Source organism: Gammaproteobacteria bacterium, from assembly GCA_029882975.1.
In the GTDB taxonomy this organism is placed as follows: Bacteria; Pseudomonadota; Gammaproteobacteria; order SZUA-152; family SZUA-152; genus JAJDNG01.
Genome location: JAOUJW010000002.1, coordinates 185,954 through 209,261, shown reverse-complemented (window position 1 = coordinate 209,261; position 23,308 = coordinate 185,954). Strand labels below are relative to the sequence as shown.

20 protein-coding genes are annotated in these 23,308 nt (G+C 46.2%); 13 read left to right on the top strand and 7 right to left on the bottom strand.

Features of this window, described 5'->3' with window-relative positions; genetic code table 11:
- Positions 1 to 11: 11 nt before the first annotated feature.
- Together OEY58_02675 and OEY58_02670 are read right to left on the bottom strand one after the other, a co-directional pair.
- Positions 12 to 602, bottom strand: a complete 591-nt coding sequence (locus OEY58_02675; GenBank protein ID MDH5324344.1) for a hypothetical protein — start codon at positions 600 to 602, stop codon at positions 12 to 14.
- Entirely contained in the window at positions 599 to 1,135 is a 537-nt protein-coding gene (locus OEY58_02670; GenBank protein ID MDH5324343.1) for a PspA/IM30 family protein, read from the bottom strand. Before OEY58_02670 ends, OEY58_02675 begins: the two co-directional genes overlap by 4 nt.
- 152 nt (positions 1,136 to 1,287) lie before the next feature.
- On the opposite strand from OEY58_02670, the gene OEY58_02665 reads away from it, so the two are divergent.
- The 5 genes from OEY58_02665 to OEY58_02645 all read left to right on the top strand — a co-directional run bounded on the left by OEY58_02665 (position 1,288) and on the right by OEY58_02645 (position 7,233).
- Positions 1,288 to 1,986, top strand: a complete 699-nt coding sequence (locus OEY58_02665) for a response regulator transcription factor (protein MDH5324342.1) — start codon at positions 1,288 to 1,290, stop codon at positions 1,984 to 1,986.
- Between the two features lie 2 nt (positions 1,987 to 1,988).
- Positions 1,989 to 4,004: an ATP-binding protein gene (locus OEY58_02660; GenBank protein ID MDH5324341.1), complete on the top strand. Its 2,016-nt coding sequence runs from the start codon at positions 1,989 to 1,991 to the stop codon at positions 4,002 to 4,004.
- Positions 4,005 to 4,254: 250 nt separating this feature from the next.
- Positions 4,255 to 5,106 (top strand): substrate-binding domain-containing protein, encoded by an 852-nt coding sequence (locus OEY58_02655; GenBank protein ID MDH5324340.1) that lies wholly within the window; start codon positions 4,255 to 4,257, stop codon positions 5,104 to 5,106.
- A 37-nt stretch (positions 5,107 to 5,143) separates the two neighbouring features.
- On the top strand, positions 5,144 to 6,967 hold the full coding sequence (locus tag OEY58_02650) for an ATP-binding protein (protein MDH5324339.1): 1,824 nt from the start codon (positions 5,144 to 5,146) through the stop codon (positions 6,965 to 6,967).
- Positions 6,968 to 7,059: 92 nt separating this feature from the next.
- On the top strand, positions 7,060 to 7,233 hold the full coding sequence (locus OEY58_02645; protein MDH5324338.1) for a hypothetical protein: 174 nt from the start codon (positions 7,060 to 7,062) through the stop codon (positions 7,231 to 7,233).
- Between the two features lie 8 nt (positions 7,234 to 7,241).
- On the opposite strand, the gene OEY58_02640 is transcribed toward OEY58_02645, so the two are convergent.
- The 4 genes from OEY58_02640 to soxA form a co-directional block, all read right to left on the bottom strand.
- Positions 7,242 to 7,976: a YkgJ family cysteine cluster protein gene (locus OEY58_02640; GenBank protein ID MDH5324337.1), complete on the bottom strand. Its 735-nt coding sequence runs from the start codon at positions 7,974 to 7,976 to the stop codon at positions 7,242 to 7,244.
- Between the two features lie 121 nt (positions 7,977 to 8,097).
- Positions 8,098 to 8,967 carry an arsenite methyltransferase gene (locus OEY58_02635; GenBank protein MDH5324336.1) on the bottom strand — a complete coding sequence of 290 codons (870 nt, stop codon included), beginning with the start codon at positions 8,965 to 8,967 and terminating at the stop codon, positions 8,098 to 8,100.
- Positions 8,968 to 8,989: 22 nt separating this feature from the next.
- Complete coding sequence (locus OEY58_02630) at positions 8,990 to 9,277, bottom strand: helix-turn-helix domain-containing protein (GenBank protein ID MDH5324335.1); 288 nt, start codon at positions 9,275 to 9,277, stop codon at positions 8,990 to 8,992.
- Between the two features lie 101 nt (positions 9,278 to 9,378).
- Positions 9,379 to 10,212: a sulfur oxidation c-type cytochrome SoxA gene (soxA, locus tag OEY58_02625; protein MDH5324334.1), complete on the bottom strand. Its 834-nt coding sequence runs from the start codon at positions 10,210 to 10,212 to the stop codon at positions 9,379 to 9,381.
- 286 nt (positions 10,213 to 10,498) lie between these two features.
- Between soxA and OEY58_02620 the strand changes: the two genes are divergently transcribed.
- From OEY58_02620 to htpG, 7 genes are all read left to right on the top strand, one after another.
- Positions 10,499 to 12,520, top strand: a complete 2,022-nt coding sequence (locus OEY58_02620; protein MDH5324333.1) for an EAL domain-containing protein — start codon at positions 10,499 to 10,501, stop codon at positions 12,518 to 12,520.
- A gap of 284 nt (positions 12,521 to 12,804) precedes the next feature.
- The gene (locus OEY58_02615; GenBank protein ID MDH5324332.1) at positions 12,805 to 13,986 is read left to right on the top strand and encodes an ankyrin repeat domain-containing protein; all 1,182 of its coding nucleotides are present in this window, start codon (positions 12,805 to 12,807) and stop codon (positions 13,984 to 13,986) included.
- Positions 13,987 to 14,054: 68 nt separating this feature from the next.
- Positions 14,055 to 15,263: an NnrS family protein gene (locus OEY58_02610; GenBank protein MDH5324331.1), complete on the top strand. Its 1,209-nt coding sequence runs from the start codon at positions 14,055 to 14,057 to the stop codon at positions 15,261 to 15,263.
- A gap of 181 nt (positions 15,264 to 15,444) precedes the next feature.
- Positions 15,445 to 16,029, top strand: coding sequence for a porin family protein (locus tag OEY58_02605; protein MDH5324330.1), 585 nt, complete (start codon positions 15,445 to 15,447; stop codon positions 16,027 to 16,029).
- A gap of 448 nt (positions 16,030 to 16,477) precedes the next feature.
- Positions 16,478 to 17,215, top strand: a complete 738-nt coding sequence (locus OEY58_02600; protein ID MDH5324329.1) for a helix-turn-helix transcriptional regulator — start codon at positions 16,478 to 16,480, stop codon at positions 17,213 to 17,215.
- 207 nt (positions 17,216 to 17,422) lie between these two features.
- Entirely contained in the window at positions 17,423 to 18,796 is a 1,374-nt protein-coding gene (locus OEY58_02595; GenBank protein ID MDH5324328.1) for a hypothetical protein, read from the top strand.
- A 152-nt stretch (positions 18,797 to 18,948) separates the two neighbouring features.
- A complete protein-coding gene (htpG, locus tag OEY58_02590; GenBank protein MDH5324327.1) occupies positions 18,949 to 20,862 on the top strand; it encodes a molecular chaperone HtpG in 1,914 nt (637 codons plus the stop codon).
- A gap of 50 nt (positions 20,863 to 20,912) precedes the next feature.
- Here the strand turns inward: htpG and OEY58_02585 are convergent, their stop codons facing one another.
- Complete coding sequence (locus tag OEY58_02585) at positions 20,913 to 21,734, bottom strand: phosphate/phosphite/phosphonate ABC transporter substrate-binding protein (protein ID MDH5324326.1); 822 nt, start codon at positions 21,732 to 21,734, stop codon at positions 20,913 to 20,915.
- A 132-nt stretch (positions 21,735 to 21,866) separates the two neighbouring features.
- Here OEY58_02585 and OEY58_02580 point away from each other — a divergent pair, with 132 nt between their 5' ends.
- Entirely contained in the window at positions 21,867 to 23,303 is a 1,437-nt protein-coding gene (locus OEY58_02580; GenBank protein ID MDH5324325.1) for a TldD/PmbA family protein, read from the top strand.
- The last annotated feature ends 5 nt before the right edge of the window (positions 23,304 to 23,308 follow it).

Below are 23,308 nucleotides of genomic sequence, written 5' to 3'. Positions count from 1 at the left end.
GTTTCAAGTTGTTAGTGATTTGCCAATTTGCGCAGAGCGGTCTCCGCACAGCGATAGGCGTGTTCAAAAGGATCAGGCACTGTTGTGTGCTCTGAGCTTGGTGAGGCTGCATGTGCCCGGTTCTTGTAAGCTCTGTTGGGGATTCTGCTGGGTATGAATACGAACAAGGCCTGGGTTAATAGAAAGCTCCAGCTGGCTAAAAATACACTTTCAGTGTTGAACCAGGCCCATAAGCCGACCACCAGACTCATGCCGGTGAGCCCCATGTCTGCTAACGCGGCCAGCACACTACTGTAGTAATACAGCGAGCGAATTAGCCAGATAAGGGTTAACACGATCATGGCGTACACAGGCACTGAGGGCGTCCATAGCCAGCTGAGGCAACAAAGACCGATAAAGATGGCGGCAACGGTGACACGCCCGGTTTTTTCCCCGCTGCGTACTAGTAGATAGGCTATGTAAGCGAAGGCTGCAGTGCTGAGCAGTAGTATAAACAGGGTTGGGCTTGTCCCTAATTGTACGAAAACCAACATTGCCGCACTGCTCCCTATGGCGCCCAGAAAGGCTACGGTCACACCTTCAAAAAAACTCGGTTTATTCATGAGTGAGACCTCTTTTGCTTTTCCTGCAGTAAGGCGATTTCCACTTCGTCCTCACTTATGCTTGCACTGTTGAAGTGTTTGGGTTGATCTTGATAGGGGTGAATTTCTTGATCGGAAAAGACTTCCAGTTTTTGCCGCATCGATTCCAAACGTGCCTGATTTTCGCGGGTTCGATGTGACAAGTGATCGATCTCTTCTTGCAAGGATTGTTGTTGACGCTTCAGAGATTGCTCCAGGCGTTGCGTGGCGAGTTTTCGCTTAACGGTACTGCGGGCCAGTGCTTCATTGCCGGACTCAAAACAGGTGTTAAGGTCGGTTTCAATGCCTTGTAAAATGGTTTTGGTGTCTTCTTGCCTGGAGTGATTATGCTGTAGCGCTTGCTGCTGTTGTTTTAAGCTAAACTGATTACGGTGCAGGTCATCTTCCATTTCTCGTATGGATTGTTTGAGCAAGGAGAGGGGTTCCTCAACGTTGTCCAGGACCGCATGAAAGTCCGCTTTAAACAGACGCGTGAGACGTTGTATAAGAGCCATGATAGTTTCCTGTGTGATTAGCGAAAGTCATGTTTTGAGTGTAGAGTCCGAAGGTGGGGCGGGGTAGGCGCTGTTTTGTAAAAAGATACCTCTGAGGTTTACATAAACTTTACATGGCGCTGTGAGTAAAAACTGCTAGGATTCCAAATATTATGAGTAGAAAACCTTCTATTTTAGTTGTGGAGGATGAGGCCGCCATACGCACGGGTTTGGTGGACTTGCTGGTTTATCACGGCTTTGATGTGGATACCGCGGAGGATGGCAATACGGGCTTATCCAAATCCATTTCAGGTCTATATGACCTCATATTGTTGGATATTATGTTGCCGGGCATGGACGGTTATGAAATTTGTAACCGGGTACGGGAGCGCGATCGGGAGCAGCCTATCATTATGCTGACAGCGAAAGCGGATGATGAGGATATCATTCGGGGTTTGCAACTGGGTGCAGATGACTATGTTGCCAAGCCGTTTAGTGTTTCGCAACTGGTGCTAAGAATCCAAGCCGTACTGCGCAGGGCTCGTGTTGGTTTGGAGTCGGAGACTGGCTTTACATTAGGGGATCTTAAAATTGATACGCGAAACCTGAGTGGCCACAGAGGGCGGGACACGATTGCATTCACTCGTAGAGAAATGGATATTCTGGAATACTTGTCCCGCCACGATGAGCGGCCCGTTCCCAGAGAAGAGTTATTGGCTAAGGTATGGGGGTATGCGAAAGATTTGAACCTGGAGACTCGTACTGTTGATATCCACATTGCTAAGTTGCGTCGAAAAATAGAGTCTGTACCAGCTGAACCGCGTTATCTGGTCACCGTGCGTATGGCCGGATATCGTTTATTAAAGGATTGAAAGTGAAGCGACACCCACTTACCGGCTGGAACCGTAAGCGGTTACGCATGGCGCTGGCATTTTTTTTCCTTACTTTGGCGGTACCGACAGCGGTGCTTATTGCTTATGCTTACAGCCAGTTAAAATGGGAAGCGGTACATCGTGAACGGGGTCTGGCTGAAGGCTTAGTCAAACGAATTGATGCACGTTTTAAAGAAATCATTGCTGCGGAAAATGCGAGACCATTTACGGACTATAGTTTTTTGAATGTTACCGGAACCGCCGAATCCAATGTGTTACGGCGTTCGCCATTGTCGGTTTATCCGCTCGACGGTTCAGTTGCCTTAGGTTATTTTCAGATAGATCAGAACGGTAGTTTCAGCACGCCGTTGCTGCCTCCGGACAGGAGGGCGTTGGGGCAAGTGTCGGAGATTAGCGCTCGCAACGACTTGCGCGACAAATTGCTCCAAGTTTTAACTCAGAATCAGCTGATTGCAACACGGCAAGTGGTGTCGACCAGGAAGAATACAATAAGCATGGATGAGGTCACGCTTAACACTACATCAGACACAGAGCAAACCTCATCCGTGGATCAGAAGGTGGTGATGTTGCAGGAAAAATCACAGCAGGCTTTTGAGCAACTCAACGAAGCCAGTTCCAGTACCGGACAACAGCGCTTAACAAAAAGTCTGGGGCGTCTGGAAGAACTAAAACTCAGTAAAGAGTATGAGCCAAAAGATAAGGCAAAAAAGGCGCACAGGAAAAACACCAAGCTGGAAACGGTGTCGAAACGTCTTCGCAAGGAAAAAAACATTTTACCGCAAACTCAACAGGGATTGTTGGACAATGGCTCAGGTTCAGGATCGGTGGCGATCAATATGTTTGAAAGCGAAATAGACGCAATGGACTTTAGCGTATTAAGCAGTGGTCACTTTGTACTGTTTAGAAAGGTCTGGAAGAACGGTCAGAGATTGATCCAGGGAGTGTTGTTTGAGCCGGATGCCTTGATTGATGCGGTGATAAAACCGGCTTTTTATGAAGCCGGCGTAAGTCGAGGTAATGATCTCACAGTGGCATTTGCAGGAAATATCTTGTCGGTCTTGGGTGCTCAAGTCGCGGACGATTCCTGGAACGCTCCTGCGGAACTTGAGGGTTTTTTATTATTGGAAGGAAGGCTGTCAGAGCCATTTTCCGGTATCCATCTGGTATTCAGCGCTAAACATATTCCGGCAGGGGCCGGTGCGACTGTTGTGAATTGGCTGGCTTTGATTTTATTTTTAGTATTGAGTGTTGGGTTTACCGCTATGTATCGTTTGGGTTTGCGCCAGATTAACCTGGCCCGGCAGCAGCAGGATTTCATTTCTGCGGTCAGTCACGAGTTAAAAACCCCGCTTACCTCCATACGCATGTACGGAGAGATGTTGATTAACGGTTGGGCGGATGCAGAGAAAAGCAAGCAGTATTACGCGTATATCTTTGATGAAAGCGAGCGCTTAACCCGGTTGATTAACAATGTGTTGCAGATGGCTCGACTGACTCGAAATGAATTTCACCTGGACATGCAACGCTATACGGTGGAGCAGTTAATGGACACGGTTCGTTCTAAAGTTACCAGTCAGGTGGAACGAGCCGGGTTTGAACTCATAACAGAGCTTCCATCCAAAGACAAGATTGAGACAGGGCCGCCAGTAGCGTTGGAGGTGGATGCGGATTATTTTATTCAGATAATTATCAATCTGGTGGATAACGCTTTGAAGTTTTCTCGTAAATCGACAACCAAGAAAATCCATATCTCCTGTCGCGTATCGAATCAACGTTTGCTTTGGTGTGTACGGGATTACGGCCCCGGTATTGCGAAAAATCATCTGCGGAAAATATTTCAACTATTCTACCGATCGGAAAACGAGTTAACACGTGAAACCCTTGGAACCGGCATTGGCTTGGCTTTGGTAGCCGAATTGGCCCAGGCAATTGGGGCAAGAATAGATGCTGTTAATCAGACTCCCGGTGTGGAGTTTCAATTGAATTTTCCTTTGTAGGCGCGGCCGGCGAAGTTGTGACGGTGTAGTGGTAGTATTTATGCGAGAGACGGCGGGATAGCAACTGTCAAAATTCAGTGACGCGCGCTTTTCAAAGCGAAATGTTAAATAGCTGAAGATCGTCTAAAGCTCTTATTGGATTGTGTCGATTATGTAACATGCTCTGGGTGGCGAGCAAAGATGGCTTGTAACTTGTTGAAATAATGAAAATAAGTTGGCCTTATGGGCGACGATAGAATCGGAGACGGTCATGAAGCTATTCGGTAAAAAAACCCTCTTAGTTATTGTGTTTATCTTGATTTGTTTTCCCGCACAAGGATCGTCAGCAAAGAACGCTATCACAGGTGCCGGAGCACACTTTTCTTGGATTGTGTTTGATGAATTAGAAAGTGAGTTGGAGCAACTGACCGGGAGGAAACTCAATCTATACGGTCAAGGTTCGATGATGGGGGTAGGCTGTAATGCGGGAATTAAAACGGCTCTAAAAAGTACTCCTGAGCAAGAAGCGTTCGGTTTTACCTGTTGTCCTCTTAGCGATGTAGAAATGAAAAAGAAAAGTATACAGGTGTACCCCATCGCGCTTGAGCCTATTCTTGCCATCGTAAACAAAGATAACCCGGTTCAAAATCTGTCTGAAGAACAGTTGCGGAATATATTCAACGGAAAAATATCCAATTGGAAGCAGGTGGGTGGGGAAGACAAGCCTATCATTGTGGTTACTCGCTTGCATTGTAAAAACCGCCCGGGGCACTGGCGGCTCATCCTTCCAGGCGAAGACGATTTTGTTCAAAAACGCCTGAACGTTAAAAGTGCAGCAGCCATGGTGGAAAAAGTGGATCGATTCTCCGGTGCCATAGGCCATATTGGTTCGGCGTGGCGTTTTAAACCTTCGGATAGCGTTAAACCTTTGAGCATTAACGGTTACGAGCCCAGCGCGGCCAATGTGAAGAGTCGTCAATACCCGTTTTTCCGACAACTGTCGGCGGTAACCAATTCGGCTCCATCAGACGATGTGCTGCGGATGATTAGATATACGCAGACCAGCCCCACCTTACAGGACATCGCTAAGCGTTACAGTCTGGTACCCTTGGCTGAACAATAGCGGAACCAGGAACTATTTAGGCATTTAGTGGGATTGTATGTTTAGAACCTACCGTTCACGTCTGTTAATCTTGCTTAGTGCGCTGCCTGTGCTACTTGCGGCCACATTGTTTTATTCTTATAAAAGTGCTGAGCAGGTAATTTTAGCGGAATCGTCAAAGCACCTGGAGCGCAGTCTGCAGCTATTCAATCAAGTGTTGGTTTCTGAGTGGAACGAACTACAGCGCTCTTCTACCATTGTTAGCGAAGAACAACGTATCCAGGAATATATTTTTGTCATCATGAATTTTGACTCCGGTCGAGAGCATATTGGTGATTTGTACGATAGCCTGTTTGGTTGGCTGCCTGTGGATCGGGCAATGATTGTGGGCAGAGATGGTCAGATTATTTTAGGAGAGCAGCATAGAGACTTGGTTAAGGCTGTGCACTCGGGGCGGAAAGGGCCCTATTTTACGGCTTTTGAAGGAAGTGCAGGACTAGAATTGGCGGCAGTAAGTCCTATCCTTTACCAAGATGAAGTGCAGGGCGCTATTGTATTGACTCGCATATTTAAAAAACAATGGCAGTTACGGAAAAAGTTTGGTGTGTCGGGCGAGGTGATTGTTGAAAGCAACGGAGAAATAGTTTTCAGCTCTCTGAATGGCCTGGAAGATAAACGGTTTCAAAAAGAAACAGGAGAGGTGGAAATCGGAGGGCATTCCTATAAGTTTTTTAAAATAGATCTGCCTCAGGAGAGCCTGTCCAGTGCCGGAATTTGGTATGGAATGGATGTTTCGGAGGTAATGAATAAATTTAAAACTCATGTTGATAATTTGTGGTTAATCATCTGTGTAGGCGCTCTCCTGATATTGGTGATTGGATGGTTTATTTCCCACAACTTCGACAGGCCCTTGGCCGAGCTGACCAGTCTGACCAAAGAAATTGCCCAAGGTATGCGTCCGGAAATACGCAAAAAGGCGGCACGCACCGAAGTGGAAATATTGAAAAACCAGTTTTCCGACATGATCGCGGCGTTAAGAGACAAAGAGCATATGTTGCAAATGCACAGCAATCATTTGGAGGACCTGGTGCAGGAGCGGACGATGGCCTTGGAATTAGCCAGAGATAACGCATTGGAAGCTAATCAGGCTAAAAGTCGGTTTATTGCCAACATGAGTCATGAGTTGCGTACACCGTTGAATATTATCATCGGGTATAGCGAGATACTCAAAGAAGATATGAGTGCTGACGGGGTGACGAATTATGTCAATGACGTCGAGAAAATATATAAAGCCGGAAAGCATTTATTGGAAATCATCAGCGACATATTGGATTTGTCCGTGATTGAGGCGGGTAGGTTGCAGCTGAGTTTGGAATCTTTTTCTTTGAGCGAGTTGATAGGGGATGTAGTCGCGTCCGTAGAAATACTGGCCAGAGAAAATGGAAATACCATTGTTAAATCCATTGATAACAATCTGGGGTATTTATATTCAGACAAACGCAAGGTTAGGCAGGCTTTATTCAATTTACTCAGTAACGCCAACAAATTTACAAAAAAAGGCGAGATTATGATTACGGCGTCACGATTTAACGCGAACGATAAAGAGTGGGTCCAAATCGATGTGACAGACACCGGTATTGGTATTCCGGAAAAGTATATTCATGCGCTATTTGAACCGTTTATGCAGGTAGATATGACCCGTACCAAAGAGTACGAAGGGACCGGCTTGGGGTTAACCATAACTCAGCGTTTTTGCAAGGCCTTGGGTGGAGAGATGCAGGTGCAAAGCAAGGTGGATGAAGGGTCTTGTTTTGGCTTACGGTTGCCGGTTAACTTCGAACCGATAGGCTATGTGGAGTCAGGGAAAACAGCAAATGGGTAATTCCTCATTAATTGTCTGTGAATGAAGACTTGATTACTGCGGTTTGTAGCCTAAAATTTAAACAAGTTTAGTATGGTCAGTCAGGTATTGTCGTGAAAAATATATTATTTCTATCTTTAATCGTTCTTGCGCTGGTCGCTTGTTCCGAAAACGATGCGGTAGCTTTAGGACAGCAAATGTTGAGCGAACAGGAAGCTAAAGAGGGTAAAAACTCCGAGCACTTTCAGGTGCAGGAAGAGGCCGCCCGAGTACACAAAGATAAATAGAGAACAACTCAGTCTTTGTTTGATAGTGCATGAAGTACGTCTCCAAACCAGTCCTTGCTGTGTTTGATGGCTGGTTTAACCGGATGACATTCCAGCCAATATAGTAGCAGTGACAATGGCACGGCATTGTGTTTATTGTCTTGGTACCATAAGCGGTCCAATTCGGTGAGCAGTCGTGATGTTTTTACTGGAAACGACAGCATGTCGATAGTTTCCCGGGTAGGATTGGCACACCTCTCAGGTGGGTTAACCACCAAATATTCCCGGCACGCAAGAGGACGCTCTGCATATATACTGCAACACTCTTGTTCCAGAAAGGGGCACGGAATCTGTAATCGAAAATAGTCTAATGCCACGGTGACCAAATCGGTGTCGCCGCTCAATTGCATTACGTGTTCCAATAAACCACTGCTGTGAATTTTCTCTTTGGTGTCTTTAAAGCGTTGTCTGATGATTTTTTGCCGGGGTTTACTTAAACGGCCAATCAGTTTTTGAATGTACATAGCTTCGGTAGGTGGGATGGCAATAAGTTGCCGACAACAGGCGGCGCACCCTTTGCTACAGGTAATTTCTTTACCGTCACGGCTGGCAGATTCGATTGCAGTGATTTCCGCCTTTTGAACAATATGGCGGAGCAGGGGCAGCGTGACCGTGGATTTGCTGGGTTTATTGGGTACGTCCAGTGAAATGTCTTCTTGCTTCCCCCCCAGTCGTATTTGCATGCGGGTACGGATGGTTTTCATACTTCGCGAACTGTCAATAATTAAGTCGGTAACATAATACCATCCCGCTTATTGGGAGACTAGCTGCTGATCTCCTCCCAGATCGCATGGGAGGAGATCACCGGTTTGCACGAGGCTGCCTCTAAGAGCAACAACCCGGGGCGCAGCAAGATGTGGGGTCGGACTTTACGGCTTCAATGGTTGCAGAAACAACATAATCGGTAATATTGTGTTCAGGAGCCCAGTCTTGAATAAATGCCTTGGATTCATCTTTGGGTTGGATTTGAATGGCGTCAAAACCGGCACTCTTGATCATTTGGTGTAAGTCGTCAATTAAACAGGCATTCCCCATACAGCCGGCGATCAAGGCGGGGTCGTTGCGCATTTTTTCAGGCAGTTCTACCGTAGCTACCACATCCGATATGGCAAGACGGCCTCCAGGTTTTAATATGCGAAAGGCCTCGCTGAATACACGTTTCTTGTCAGGGGACAAATTAATTACGCAGTTAGAAATAATAACATCCACGCTATCGTTGGCGACCGGTAAGTTTTCGATTTCTCCAAGACGAAATTCCACATTGGAGAATTTGCCTTTTGCTGCATTGCTGCGGGCTTTGCTGATCATATCCGGGGTCATATCCACGCCAATAACGCGGCCGGATTGGCCAACCTCGTGTGCCGCTAAAAAACAGTCAAAGCCACCTCCCGAGCCAAGGTCTACCACCACTTCGCCGGGTTTGAGCGAGGCGATGGCGCGTGGATTCCCGCAGCCCAGGCCCATGTCAGCGCCGCTGGGAACATTTTCCAGATCTTGTTCGCTATAACCCAGGCGGGTGGAAATGATGGTGTTAATGGCAGAGTCGTCGGACACGCCACAGCAACTGGATTCTATCCCGCAGCTTTGCCCTGCATCACTGGCTTTCGCTACTTGTGCATAAGCATCTCGTACGGTTTGTCGGTGTGAATCAGCACTCTCGGCTGGGCTTTCTTGAGAGCAACAAGGTTCGCTCATTTGCTTTTCTCCTGAGGTATAGTCAATTTTCCAAATCCGGTTCCGGAACGAAAAATGCGGATAGTTGCTGCAATCGATCCGGGTCTATCCAGCAGTCTATATGCTTCCCACGTCGTTCCATATTGATCAAGCCGGCCTGATGTAGTTCCTTAACGTGGTGTGACAGGGTGGACGCCGCAATGTCCAAGCCGGAGCCTAGATCACTGACACAAAAGCGTTCCTGGGGACTGCATTTGGTGCCGGGTGTGCAGCAGTTCATCAAGCGGTTGAATAAGGTTAGCCTATTCGGGTTACTTAAAGCTTTGAACATACAGGCCAGCTGTTTTTGGGTTATATTTCGATAATTCGACATATATCGAAATATAGTGACTGTTGAGGGCAGTGTCAAGTTTTAAGGGTTCGGTGATTTTCTTAGAATCGAGAGCCGGGGCCGTTCCAGGTCAAGCCGTTACTCATGTAAGTCATAAAATACTCAAGATTGCGGTATTCCTCACTTTGCGCGGCAAAGGGCTCAGCGCGCATCTGAAGCATGCAACCGATGATGCGTCGATGCAAGGTGCCCACATTGCCCCATTTGGAACGATATACGGGGAAGTGGGTTATTTGGCCTAATCCTGGACCTAACAGATTTGCCCGCAATTTTTTACCGGCTTGGTCAATGTGGCAATGGGCACAGGACATATTAAACTGCCCGCGGCGGGCATAATAGAACTGTTTGCCTTTCTTGTACGCTTGCAACGCGCCGGGGTTCTTGGCGGGGTTTTCCAATTCAATTGGCAGGCCTCGGCTCACCGAGGCGAAGTAGGCCAAGATGGAAGCCATACGGCCCTGTTTGTATTCCAGTTCGGGCTCGTCATTTCGGGTCAGGCAGTCGTTAATATCCAGTGCAAGAGTGACAACCTGGTTGCGACTGACATCAAAATAGGGGTAATTGGCGGCTACACCCACCCCGCTGTTTTTAAAGCAGGAGGCTATGTTTTTACCGTTTTTGAAGGGCTGGGTCACCAGGGCTTCGCCTTCATCCACTGCAATTTCATAGGGGGGTAATTCTTCAATGGATTCCCATTGCTCTCTAAGTTCTTGATTTATTGCGTATATTCCATTAATGAATTCATCCATGCTCACACTGGGGAAGGTGTCAATGAAGTATTGTTGGAATGCCTTGCGGTCCTCTTCTGGTCCAGCCAATAAGGAAGTTGAAAAGAAAAGCCCCACAGCAATTGTGAACTTACCCCAATAATTCATTGTTGTTCTCCAAAACCAGATGATTTAGGCCCGTAGCAATCGTCCTTAGAATTCTAGAGCCGTGGTTCCTTCGGCTCGACAATTTGAGCAAACAAGTATATAAGAAATATTAATAGTTGTCATAGACTCGCTATTAAATGATTGAATTTTATTTGATAACTGGACTTTTTGAATGAGCCCATTGAGTGTTGCGCGATTACGAGGCTGGTTTCCGAGCAGTGGCTTAACTTATTGATTGTTAGAGAATTCGCTAAAGCCTCTGGAGTTTGAGTCCGATATATCCTCAATGGTGGTTAACATATTAAAAAATAACAAATTCAAACTTCAACGCTACTACGCTATTGCCAGTTTACTGGGTATTTGCGTCATGGTGGTTGGGTTGTCGATATTTTTTCGGCAACTTGCTTTGGATACGTTGGTGTCTCACCAAAGCAACGCCAATGTGGATTTGACTCGCAGCTTTGCCAATTCCGCTTGGTATCGTTTTTCCGGTTTTATTGAAACGCCCAGCAGTTCCGATTCCTTAACTCAGTTGCATCAGATGTTGGTAAAGCTCATGAAAGGAACTCGGGTTGTAAAAATAAAGATCTACAATTTAGACGGGATGACGGTCTACTCCACCGATCCGGCGCAAATTGGCTCGGATGATTCCAGAAGCGCCGGATTCCGGCAGGCGCGAGTGGGGGAAGTCGCCAGTGAAATCACTTTCCGAAACGAATTTTCCGACTTTGAGCAAGTGGTCGAAGACCGTAACTTGATCACCAGTTATATTCCCTTGAAACAGGGTGACAAGATCAAAGCTGTCTTTGAGGTTTATTCTGATGTAACCAATTTAGTTGAGGAGCTGGAGCTGACACAGCGGAAAATAATCGCCGGGCTTTTTATCGCCTTTGCCGGATTGTACTTGTTTTTGAACATGATTATAAAAAGGGCGGATGTTTTGTTGCAGCGTCAGGAAGATGAGCGCTTGCAACAGGAACACACCATCTGGTACCAGACTTACCACGACGCTCTGACCGGCTTACCGAATCGAGAAAGTTTTATGCAGCGAGTTTCAGAAACCATGCTCCGAACTCAGCGCAATGGGGGTATGAGTGCGTTGTTGCTGGTTGATCTGAATCGTTTTAAGCTCATTAATGACAGTCTGGGACATAGTGCCGGCGATAAGCTGCTACAAATCACCGCCAGTCGGATACAAGGTAAATTGCGTGAAACGGATATTGCCTTTAGGATGGCGGGTGATGAGTTTTTGGTGATGTTAGAAAATCTGGACAGGCCGGAGGAGGCTGCTTCTGCGGCTCAACGTATTATAGATAGTATTACTTTGCCCATTCTATTGAGTAACTATGAAATCGTGGTAAAGGCCAGCATTGGTATCAGCGTGTTCCATGATGCGTCTACTGATGTGGAAACACTTGTCAAAGAAGCGGATGTGGCAATGCACAATGCCAAGGAAATGGGTAACAACCACTACATGTACTATTCCAATGAAATGAACACCAAGGCCTTTGAGCGTCTGTCGTTGGAGACAGATTTGCATTTGGCAGTTCAAAATCAGGACTTTTTGTTGTATTACCAGCCTAAGGTGGATGCGGTCAGCAATGAGTTAATTGGAGTGGAAGCCCTATTACGCTGGATGCACCCGGTGCGCGGTGTGGTGCTACCCAGCTTATTTGTACCCTATCTGGAAGACATGGGCTTGATCAATGAAGTTGGTCGCTGGGTGTTACAAACTGCTTGTCGCCAGGCTAAGGTTTGGCGTGATAATGGTGCTGAGAATGTTAGAATGTCTGTCAACATATCGGCAAAGCAATTTCGCAGCGGCAATCTCGTGTCTACGGTACAACAAGTCTTGAATGATGCCGGGTTGGATGGGAAATACCTCGAGCTTGAGTTGACCGAAAGTATGTTGGTCGATAACACCGAGCAAGCGATTCGAATTATGCACGAGCTAAAAGGCCTCGGCGTAGCCTTATCTATCGATGATTTTGGTTCCGGGTATTCCTCATTAAGTTATCTAAAACAATTCCCTGTAGATTACCTGAAGATCGATAGGTCTTTCATTAAAGACGTGGTCATGGATGTCAAGGACGGTGCCATCATAAAAGCCATTTTTGCGTTGGCTCACAGTCTAAATCTGGGCATTATCGCCGAGGGTGTGGAAGATCAATCCCAATTGGATTTCATACGGTCCATCGGATGTCATGAGGTCCAAGGTTTCTTCTTTAGTAAGCCCATTAGCGCCCCGGAATTTGAGTCCTTATTTTTGAATAAAAATGTGAGAGCCTTCCCAGGCGTGGTGAGTTGATCAGATTCGCACCATTTTTATCATTATCTCTAACTTTCAATCACTTAACACGGACTCACTGTTTTTCTAAGCTGTGTCTATTCTTTGTTTTTCAAATTTCCAATTTCAATTGTTGATTTTAGCGGGTAAATTGTAGAAGAATGAAAAAGGATGTCTAAAAGGATGAAGCGGGATCTGGACTGCCCCGGTTTAAATATGTAATTGTGATATTAAGGGGACCGTCCATCGGTTTCGGTTATAAAAGGCCCTAAGGCTTCCCGTGGGCAGATGAGCTTGGGAGCAGTATGAAAGCGTACTATTTTGGCAGTGTTGCCATGTCTTTGTTGGGCATTGCATTGTTCGTAATTATGTTTCTACCGACACTAGGTAGTTCCAGCGGTGCCAATGTGTATTCTCTGGCGGGCTATTTTTCAGTTGCCCTGATTCTCTTGGTGTTATTGTTGCTGAATAGTGCCGTGGCCTCAGTCACTTTCTGGCGCTACGGATTTCGGCGTTATGGCATTGAGGCCTTTGCCGGCACGGCTACCTTGGCTCACTTAATATTGGTGGTTGGGTCGGTGTTCCTGGTTGCTGACGCTATCATGAGTCGACCATCTCCAGCCGCGTATGAGCAACTGAGCAAAGCGGCATCAGAACAAAACAAGAAATCCGTCGCCATGTTGCTGGACCAGGGGCATGTTTCGAAGGAATTACGTAAAAAAATCGTGGTGTCCGATGTTAAGGATCTGTCAATGCTGGATTTATTTCTGGAAGATGATAAGAGCCTGTTACACCCGTTATTTTGCTACTCCGTATATTCAGGAGAGTCCAGCTTTGTCGAGCATTACGTAAAACGAGGTGCAGATATTGAGCAAGTTTGTGACGAATTTGGAGTGAAGCCCATTTTCTTAGTGCAAAACGGTCGTGTTTTACAGATTCTGCTTAAAGCAGGTGTGGATTTAATGGCGCGTAATGCCGGTGGGGATACTGCCTTTGCTCAACTGATCTATGTCGCGAATTTGGAAGAGGAGCTTTCAGAGAGTGATTTGGTAGCGGCGGCCAATTCCAATCCTAAGTTAGCTTTAGTTGTGGAGGCGGGGACTCATCCTTTGATGTTATCTGTACGAAACGAGTTTTTGGAATTGGCACAAACGCTGATTAAGCTGGGCGCCGATGTAAACTATATTTCCAGCTCTGGCGAGACTGCGTTATTTCTTGCTCGTAGTGCCCAATCTGTACGGTTTTTAAAGAAACATGGGGCCAACTTGGACCACCGGAACGCAGGGGGCAAAACGCCTTTGCTGTATTTTGTGTCAAAAGGCGAGGTGGAGCCCGCTTTAGAAATTGTTAATGTAGGGGCAAATCCAAACATTCGCGATAACGACGGATTTACTGTGGTGGACTATATTAAAAAGATGGGTGACACCAATTCTGAGGCCGCATTAAGGCTTCGTGGTTTGTTGGGTAAAAACAGCACTGATTCTTAAGGATATATAGCTTTGAGTTAATCTCCTGCGCAGTTGTCAGCCCTGCAATTCCCTAAAAAGGGCATTACATGTTGCGTATCACTGATCCAAATCATTTAACGCCAGGCGCCCCCTTTTTGTCGGTTGGATTTCGTCCATTTTTTTTAGGTGCCGGTTTATTTTCCATCGTCTCCGTTTTTTCGTGGACATTAGCCTACGGTTTTAATGTGACCATGCCCTATCAGGCTTTGCCTTTAGCCGGCTGGCATGGGCATGAAATGATTTTCGGGTATGCGTTAGCAGTCATTGCCGGGTTTTTGCTCACATCTGTGAGAAATTGGACCGGCAAGCCCACCCTGTCCAATATTCCTCTGCTTGGGGTGTTCAGTTGTTGGCTCGCGGCCAGAGTTTTGTTTTCCATAAACGCAGTGGTGTCCCTGCTTCCCAGTATATGCGCAGATACGGTTTTTGTTTTTGCGGTATTTATCAGTTTGGCGGCTCCGCTCGTAAGGGCCAGGCAATGGCACAATTTTGGGCTTGTGTTGCTATTACCGGTGGCAGGGCTGGGAAATATTCTTTTCGGGTTTGCGTGGTGGACCGGTCAAGAATATCTATTGTACCAGGGTATGAAGCTCGGCTTGTTTGCCGTGGTGTTGCTTATACTGATCATGGGGCGGCGAGTGATCCCTTTCTTTATCGAAAAAAGTGTTTTTGAAAAAAGTCCGGCGAAAACGCAAGGTCGGATACAGAGGTTTCAACCGGTCTGGTTCGACCTGGCGTGTTTGTGGGGGTTTGTCCTGTTCGGTGCGTTGGAAATTTTTGCTGTAAACGATATCGCTATTATCATATGTTGCATCGGTTTGCTGTTGTTACATGGGTGGCGTTTGTTGCTTTGGTATCATCGTGGGATTTGGAAGCATTCCTTGTTGTGGGTCCTATACGTAGGTTACGCCTGGATTGTTGTGGCATTGCTATTGAGAGTGATATTGCCTAACCTAAATCTTGGTTTTTTGTGGCTACATGCGTTGACCTATGGTGGTATTGGAATGGTGACAATAGGGATGATGGCTAGAGTTGTTTTAGGGCATACGGGAAGAAACGTATTGCAACCACCGAAGGAAATGCACTTTCTGTTTGCTTTGTTGTGCATCGGTGCCATCGTCAGAGTTTTTATTCCTGTCCTGCATTTTTCCGCATATAGTGTTTGGGTTGGTGTGTCTCAGTGGTTCTGGTTGTGTGCTTTTATTGGTTTTGTTTGGGTCTATTTACCCTTTCTAGTAAAGGCTGATGTTACATAGCGTTTTCGTTACCCCGTTAGGAAATAGTTCTAACAGGCTAGTGCATATGTCTGATGTCATTGTTTCTATGGATTGGCTATTCTTAGTATAGGCAGTTTACAAAGGAGCCATTTGGAAGCAGTTTGTTAAACGCTGTAGATGGTGTTGATAGATGCGAGCTTTATGGATAGGGGATAAGACGATGAGTAATTGCTGGCTACGATATGGGATGGTTGTACTTTTGCTTGGGATTCCTGTGGCGGCGCACAGCCAAAATGTTGTTGCTCCACTCATGGGAGTATCAAGCTGGAACGAGGATACGTTTGATATTAATGGCGTAACCATTGTTTTGGATACGGATAACGCAGTTGCGCGCGGCGTCGAGTTTGCTCACATTTTCGCCACGGGGTTGAGGTTGGGCGGACAAGCTCAATATCAGCAAGTGGATGTGCTCTCCAGTACGGCTACCAGTAGGCCTGGATATGCCGATATTTTTCATGTCAATTTGTTGGTTAGTTACTATATTCCAGTGCATGAGGTAGTTAAACCCTATTTTGGAGTTGGGATGGGCTCAACGCAGATTTCCTTTCATGGTGGTCCCATGGATACTTTAGACGGGGATTCCTATTTCGGAAAAGCCGGGTTGGAATTAAAGATTGCTGACCGGGTGGCATGGACATTGGGTGCGAAAGCAAGATATTTTAAAGTCAGGGACGATAATGCGACCATGAAAACCAATACGGTGGATTACTTCATGGGATTGAATTTTTACACCCGAGGTATCTAGAGCGCCGCTGTTGGGCGGCACCGCAGATTAACATTACCACTGAGTGACAATGCCGCTTAGAAACGAATCTGTATATATGCAGTGTGGAACCTTAAAAAATATCTAAATTCCTGATGCTGCTCGCAATCCAGGGTGGTGGAAACCGCAGGGGTTGCGGTCTCAATTTGTTTTTCCAAACAATTATTAATGAAAATCAAAAAAAATGCCTGCGTTACGCAGGCATTCAACGTGGAGAGTTCAAGTAGGAGAGGTTTCTCTGTATATTATTATAGATGTACCCTTCAAACTGTACAGTGACTTATTCACGCTTTTTCTGTGTTTTGTTCACATAACCATCGCGTACTCATGTCTGCTCATTCAAGGATTATTCACCGGTTTCTGGATTCCGCGCCGGATTCAATGTTGATGTTCGTTAGTACATTATAAGTGTACTAAAAAGGGAAAATTAATGACGGACTCTGATTTCAAACAAACTCCCGGATTTGACTATTTCGAATTGGTGAAGTTAGCGGACTGTACTGAGCAACTGCGACACACAAGGTCTGAACAACAACTGGTAGCATGTCTACAAGAAAATCTGCTGAGTGTAATACCTGTTGAATGTGGTTCGGTGTTCGTGGTCGACGAAACAACCGGTGATATAAGTTACACGGTAAAAATAGCACCAAAAGCTATTTTTGGTGAAAACAACAGCGATCTTCCCCGGTATGAATTGCAACGGTGTTTGTATGGAAGTTGGTATTCAAAACGAGCATTTTATTGCGAACGAATCGATGTGTTCCATGCGCGGCTCAACCTCAGTAGTGTGAAATATACCAATGGATTGTATGTAGTGGATGCCGTATCCGGTAAAGATGGCAAAATTTGTTTATATGCCCTGGTATGTGCAGATAAGATTGTTGCAGATTTGTGTCGGGAACTGATGCGGATTATCTTACCTGCCGTGTGTGAGAGTATACGCCGAGTAGTGCGTGTGGAATCCAGTGGGGTGGAGAGTCTTACGGATCGAGAGCTGGATATTCTCACACGTATATGTCAGGGCTATGACAACAAAAGCATTGCCTTGCAGCTGAGTGTGAGCATTAATACCGTAAAAAGTCATATTTACAACGCTTATCGGAAGTTGCAGGTCAATAACCGTGTTGAGGCACTGATTGCGCTGGAAAAATCAGGTGTATTGCTATAGGCATTCTGCAGTTCCTGTCTTATTAATCAATAAGTTGGGATGAACTACTTGAAGTGCTTGCTACCTTGTTGAATGATAAGATAATATTATAAAGTTGGTTTTGGCTTTGTCATCACTACTTAATAGCTCCCTGCATCACCTATTATTGCAGGTTTAACAGCAAATAAGGCCAAGCCAATACAACACGTTAGCAATTTCTGGTGGGCCATGGTTATACAATCTATTGAAAAAACATCTGTTTTGTTATTATTCGCCGTTGGTGCTATTGCGACTGCAGTAGTAGCGGAGGAGCTGGATGTGGATTCATCTGTTTCCCAGCGATTGATGCAAAAAGCCGCAGCTATGGAAAAACAAAGAAATTCTTCCGATAGTACCTCGGTGGATTACCAAACCGGTTTTGACGATGGCTACAATCAAGCCATTATGGACTTAGTGAAATCCAAGTTGCTCAATGACCCGACAGTAAAGCCAACTATGCGTCGTTCCTTATCCGGTACGACCCAGAAACCTCAATACATAATGCCTTTACGGAAGGACAATCGCCAGGTACAGACCTTGGTTCCAGACCCTCGAGCTATTCGATCCACACCCTCCATGTCCCGGGTAAAGCCCTTGCCGCCGGAAAACATGGGAGCTACAGTGTCTAAATCGGAGGAGTCCAGGCCGGTTATGGCACCCCAAAGCCAAGCCGTTGTTGGCGGGGCAGGCACACAGGCTGCCTCCGCTGCGAAATCGGTTATTTCCAAACCACAAGCACAAGCCCAACAAATTACTCAGCCTCTAGAGAGGTCGCCTTTACAACCTGTGTTGCAACCAATACAGCAGCTCAGTGCACAGAAGCCGATGGAAACTCCACAGGCAACCAGTGCGGATCCTGCCTTACCTTGGTTAGAGAAAAGCCGGGGATTTTTGCATAAACAGCAATGGCCCAATGCTATCGATGCGGCCAGCCGTGCTATCGTGGCTAATGCAAAGAATCCGGATGGGTTTATTTATCGTTCTTGGGCTCGGGCTGAAAACGGTGATTATCATGAGGCAATAGAAGACGCCAGTAAAGCTATCCAGCTCGAGGATAAAAATCCTCTTGCGTACAATAACCGCGCTTATGCGTATGAGCTGGCCAAATCACCGGAATTGGCTGTTATGGATTACGAATTTTCCTGCAAACTGGGATATGAAGCAGCTTGCACTACCGCCAGGAAACTCAAGCGTGTTAGTGAAGAAAACAAGCGAAAGATTCAGGATTTTGCCGCTAAAGCTCTTGCTGCATTTCAAAAGGGTGATTGGTCTGATGTCGAGCAGTTTGCCAGTCGAGTATTAACCATAGATAGTAACAATACGGACGCTTATATAAACCGGGCGGTAGCACGTACTGAATTGGGTAAATACGGTAAAGCTTTGAAAGACTGTAACACGGCCTTGATTATCAATCCCAAGCTGGGGGTGGCTTATAATAATAAAGGTTACATTTTCGAGCTTTTGGGCGAGTCCGGCAAAGCCGTGCATGAATACGAAACCGCTTGTCAATTGGGGATCAAACAGAGCTGTGGGGATTTGCAACGCCTCAGAAAAAATCTGTAACTTTTTGTTATTTAAATAAAATAACGTATCTCCCCGATTCTCGGCGGGCGATCCTGATTGCGCTTGAATTTCCGCCAGGCGTACCCATATCTAAGCCACTTATCATAAAAATATATTCTGAATAAAACCAGGGCGATTTCGAGGAGTTGAGCATGGCCGAAACTGAGCAAGAATCTCAAAAAGAAACCTTAGGATTTCAAACAGAAGTTAAGCATTTGCTTAAACTGATGATCCACTCCCTATACAGTAACAAAGAGATTTTTCTTCGTGAATTGATTTCCAACGCATCCGATGCGGCGGATAAACTACGATTTGAAGCTTTAACCGACAGCGCGATGTATGAGGATGATCCAGAGCTGAAAATTCATGTCAGCTATGACAAAGATGCCCACACAGTAACCGTCAGTGACAATGGAGTCGGTATGACGCGTCAGGAAGTGATGGATCATATCGGAACCATCGCTAAATCCGGAACCAAGCAGTTTTTTGAGTCCTTGACAGGTGATCAGGCGAAGGATGCACACTTGATCGGGCAATTTGGTGTGGGTTTTTATTCGGCATTTATTGTGGCTGAAAAAGTGACTTTGAGCACCCGCAAGGCGGGTATGGAAGCTGCGCATGGTGTACGCTGGGAGTCGGCAGGAGAAGGCGATTACACTATTGAGACGGTTGAGCGCGCGCAACGCGGTACGGAAGTGGTGTTACATTTGCGTAAAGACGAAGAAGAGTTTTTGAGCGGTTTTCGCTTGCGTAATATTATTAATAAGTATTCAGATCATATTACTCTTCCCATCAGAATGCTAAAAGAGTCTTATGGAGAAGAAGAAGGCAAGGAACAGACGCAGGAGTATGAAACGGTTAATCAGGCCTCTGCGTTGTGGACCCGTTCTAAGAGTGACATTACAGACGAGGAGTATGACGAATTTTACAAACATGTGGCTCATGATTTTGAAGCGCCACTGGCTCACAGCCACAATCGAGTTGAAGGAACCAATGAGTACATTTCCTTGTTGTACATCCCGTCAAGAGCGCCTTTTGATTTGTGGGATCGTCAAAGTCGACACGGCGTGAAACTTTATGTGAAACGTGTTTTTATTATGGATGATGCCGAGCAGTTGATGCCCACTTATCTGCGTTTTGTTAGAGGAATTATTGATTCCAGCGATTTGCCGCTGAATGTTTCCCGGGAAATTCTGCAGCAAAACAAAACCATCGATACCATTCGAGCCGGATCCATAAAGAAAATTCTGGGCACCTTGGAAGAGATGGCCAAGAAAGACGCGGAGAAGTACAGCAAGTTTTGGCAGGAGTTTGGCAAGGTGCTTAAGGAAGGACCCGGCGAAGATTTTGCCAATAAAGAAAGAATTGCCGGATTATTTCGGTTTAGCACAACCCATACAGACAGTGAAGATCAGACTGTATCGTTGGATGATTATATCGGCCGGATGCAAGAAGGCCAGGATTCTATCTATTACATTACAGCTGATGCCTTCGCTGCGGCGAAAAATAGTCCGCACTTAGAGATTTTTCGCAAAAAAGGCATCGAGGTCATACTGTTTTACGAGCGCGTGGACGAATGGCTGGTCAGCTCACTGATGGAGTATAAAGGTAAGAAGCTATTGAGTGTTACCAAGGGCGAGCTGGATTTGGGTGAGTTGGACGATGAGGCGGAGAAGGAAGAACAGAAAAAAGCCGGAGAGGAGCTCAAAGGTGTCCTTGAACAAATTAAGACTACATTGGGTGATAAAGTGAAGGACGTGCGGCTGACACACCGACTAACCAGTTCACCGGCTTGTTTGGTTAACGACGAGCATGACATGAACGCTAATTTGGAGCGGATTTTGAAACAAGCGGGGCAAAACGTTCCAAGTTCCAGGCCCATATTTGAGCTCAATCCAGATCATCCCTTGGTGGCGAAACTGAAGGCGGAAACCGATGATGAACGCTTTAACGATTTGACTCTGGTGTTATTTGATCAGGCTTTGTTAAGTGAAGGCGGCCAGTTGGATGATCCCGCCAGTTTTGTGAAGCGGTTTAACGAATTATTGTTAGCGATGAGTAAATAAAAAAAAGGGGTCGTAACTGACCCCTTTTTTATTGTTGGACTTGGAGCAACTTACCAGCCGAAAACAACGCCCTCCAGCAATTTTTCCAGGTCGTTATATTCACTGGTACTTGGGCGTATGAAATATTTGGCTTTCTTACTAAACCGTTCCAGCAGGGGGTCGGTACTCTTATTGTTTTTAGCCTGCAACAAAGATGTTAGTTTTCCACGTTTTGTTACATCAACTCGAGGGCTTACTGTAACGGTTTGATTGGGAAGAGATTCGGTGGCATGGATAATTCTGGAATCTTGTCGGGCCGCTTGGGGCAGATTTTTCCAGAAGGATGTGCGCAACAGCGCCGCATCACACTGTCCGTTTTTGTAAGCCTCAAAAACTTTCTTAAACCCACCCTTGATTTCGACTATCTTTGGAACAGTAATAGCGTCTTGATATTTTGCCAAAATGCTGACGGTAGCCAGATTGGGTGAAGCCAAACCACATATACTGCCTTTAAGGATTCCGTTTTTTCCGGTCATGGCCTTGTTGTTGGATTTTGCAACAACGACAAAATCCAGACCACCGGGTAAGCGAGCCACCGGTGTGTGTTTTAGATGTTTTATACGCCAGGCTGCAAAATGGGGGCCGTCGAAAACGATATCGTATTTTCCTGAACGCATGTGTGATGAGTATTCAAGCCAGCCATCGGGATGGCGGTATACCACTTCCTCGCCCAAAGCTTCCGACATCATTTTGGCAATAGGCTCGTAAACTTGTTTGCCTTTTTCTGCGGTTTCGCGTGGTGGGGCGGTGAGTACCAGTGTCGAAAAGGCGTTGGTGGAAAAAACACTGATTAGGAATATAAAAATGAATTGGTATTGAGCGTTGGCTTTCATGATCTTAGATCCTGTTGGCTAATAGTAAATAACCCAAATTTTGAATACACAACTATATCGGTTTGTCTACAATATTCTTAAGGGAATGCAACATAAAACCCACTAAAAAAGTCAGAAAATATGGAGTGGCAGATGAATCACGATCAAGTGATTTCAGCATTTAGGAATGAAGTTCCCGTCGTGGACCATTGGAGCTTGCGCTTAGTCTCTGAGCGACATGAGGTATTGACGGTAAGGCAAGGCGTTTTACTACCTCCGCGCCATAGTGTCAGCCAGGGGGCTCACATCACCCTAATAAAAGGCCAGGGGTTTGCCTATGCGGCAACCAGCCGATTGACGCGAGAGGGCTTCCGAGAATGCTTGGTACAGGCAAACAAATGCTTGCAAAGCAGTGCCCGTTGGGGTTTGGTGCCTGTGCAGCAACTGTTTCGACCCAAGAAATCGGGAGCATACAAAACAGATGTAGTAGAGCCTTGGGAAAGTGTACCGTTAGCGGAAAAAATTGCCTGGTTGCAGCGCATAAATGAAAGCTTAAACCTGGGAAATTCAATAGTCGACTATACAGCTAAACTCTGTCGCTCGGAAGTAAACAGCCTGATACTCAGTAGTGAAAATGTGCAAATCGAACAGAGTTTCCAGTATTTGTATCCAGGCTATCAGGCGGTGGCAAACGAAGGTGCCGTGACCCAGATTCGCAGTGGTGGGGGTTGGGGCACGGCGCGCCAAGGCGGTTTAGAGTTGCTGCAACAATTTGATTTCCCGGCTTCTGCTCAACACGTGGCTGAAGAGGCGCAGGCATTATTGCGAGCGCCGGAGTGTCCCAGTGGGGTTATGTCTGCTTTACTCATGCCCAGTCAAATGATGCTACAGATCCATGAAAGCATCGGCCATCCCTTGGAACTGGATCGAATTTTAGGCGATGAACGCAATTATGCGGGTACCAGTTTCGTAACACCGGATATGTTTGGTAGTTACCAATATGGATCGGAACTGTTGCATGTAACTTTTGATCCCACCGTGGAATCTGAATTGGCCACTTACGCTTATGACGATGATGGTGATTTGGCGACACGTCAATACCTCATTAAAGCCGGTGTGTTACAAAGACCGTTAGGAAGTGCCGTATCACAAATGCGAGCGGGTATGCAGGGTGTGGCCAATGCGCGGGCCGGCGGTTGGAATCGACCGGCGATTGATCGTATGGCCAACTTGAACCTGGAGCCTGGTTTAAATAGTTTTGAACAACTGTGCGCCCATGTGGAGCATGGGGTTTTAATGGACAGCAACTGCTCTTGGTCTATAGATGACAGCCGCAACAAATTTCAATTTGGTTGTGAGTTAGGACGCGTAATACAAGATGGCGAATTGAAAGGGATGGTTCGTAATCCAAATTATCGGGGCGTTTCCGCCAAGTTCTGGCGCAATCTGGCGGCAGTTGGTAGCCAGGATTTGATGGAAATATGGGGGACTCCCAACTGTGGTAAGGGTGAGCCCAATCAACTTATTCAAGTAGGGCATGCTTCTCCACCTTGTGTGTTTCATAATGTCGACGTTTTTGGCGGGGGATAAAGGCT

What these genes read in the sequence shown, in the direction of transcription:
- OEY58_02605 (MDH5324330.1), top strand. Translation starts at nt 15,445, where the DNA reads ATGAGTAATTGCTGGCTACGATATGGGATGGTTGTACTTTTGCTTGGG.
- OEY58_02610 (MDH5324331.1), top strand. Translation starts at nt 14,055, where the DNA reads ATGTTGCGTATCACTGATCCAAATCATTTAACGCCAGGCGCCCCCTTT.
- OEY58_02595 (MDH5324328.1), top strand. Translation starts at nt 17,423, where the DNA reads ATGGTTATACAATCTATTGAAAAAACATCTGTTTTGTTATTATTCGCC.
- soxA (MDH5324334.1), bottom strand. Translation starts at nt 10,212, where the DNA reads ATGAATTATTGGGGTAAGTTCACAATTGCTGTGGGGCTTTTCTTTTCA.
- OEY58_02640 (MDH5324337.1), bottom strand. Translation starts at nt 7,976, where the DNA reads ATGAAAACCATCCGTACCCGCATGCAAATACGACTGGGGGGGAAGCAA.
- OEY58_02615 (MDH5324332.1), top strand. Translation starts at nt 12,805, where the DNA reads ATGAAAGCGTACTATTTTGGCAGTGTTGCCATGTCTTTGTTGGGCATT.
- OEY58_02600 (MDH5324329.1), top strand. Translation starts at nt 16,478, where the DNA reads ATGACGGACTCTGATTTCAAACAAACTCCCGGATTTGACTATTTCGAA.
- OEY58_02630 (MDH5324335.1), bottom strand. Translation starts at nt 9,277, where the DNA reads ATGTTCAAAGCTTTAAGTAACCCGAATAGGCTAACCTTATTCAACCGC.
- OEY58_02650 (MDH5324339.1), top strand. Translation starts at nt 5,144, where the DNA reads ATGTTTAGAACCTACCGTTCACGTCTGTTAATCTTGCTTAGTGCGCTG.
- htpG (MDH5324327.1), top strand. Translation starts at nt 18,949, where the DNA reads ATGGCCGAAACTGAGCAAGAATCTCAAAAAGAAACCTTAGGATTTCAA.
- OEY58_02585 (MDH5324326.1), bottom strand. Translation starts at nt 21,734, where the DNA reads ATGAAAGCCAACGCTCAATACCAATTCATTTTTATATTCCTAATCAGT.
- OEY58_02635 (MDH5324336.1), bottom strand. Translation starts at nt 8,967, where the DNA reads ATGAGCGAACCTTGTTGCTCTCAAGAAAGCCCAGCCGAGAGTGCTGAT.
- OEY58_02580 (MDH5324325.1), top strand. Translation starts at nt 21,867, where the DNA reads ATGAATCACGATCAAGTGATTTCAGCATTTAGGAATGAAGTTCCCGTC.
- OEY58_02620 (MDH5324333.1), top strand. Translation starts at nt 10,499, where the DNA reads ATGGTGGTTAACATATTAAAAAATAACAAATTCAAACTTCAACGCTAC.
- OEY58_02665 (MDH5324342.1), top strand. Translation starts at nt 1,288, where the DNA reads ATGAGTAGAAAACCTTCTATTTTAGTTGTGGAGGATGAGGCCGCCATA.
- OEY58_02670 (MDH5324343.1), bottom strand. Translation starts at nt 1,135, where the DNA reads ATGGCTCTTATACAACGTCTCACGCGTCTGTTTAAAGCGGACTTTCAT.
- OEY58_02675 (MDH5324344.1), bottom strand. Translation starts at nt 602, where the DNA reads ATGAATAAACCGAGTTTTTTTGAAGGTGTGACCGTAGCCTTTCTGGGC.
- OEY58_02655 (MDH5324340.1), top strand. Translation starts at nt 4,255, where the DNA reads ATGAAGCTATTCGGTAAAAAAACCCTCTTAGTTATTGTGTTTATCTTG.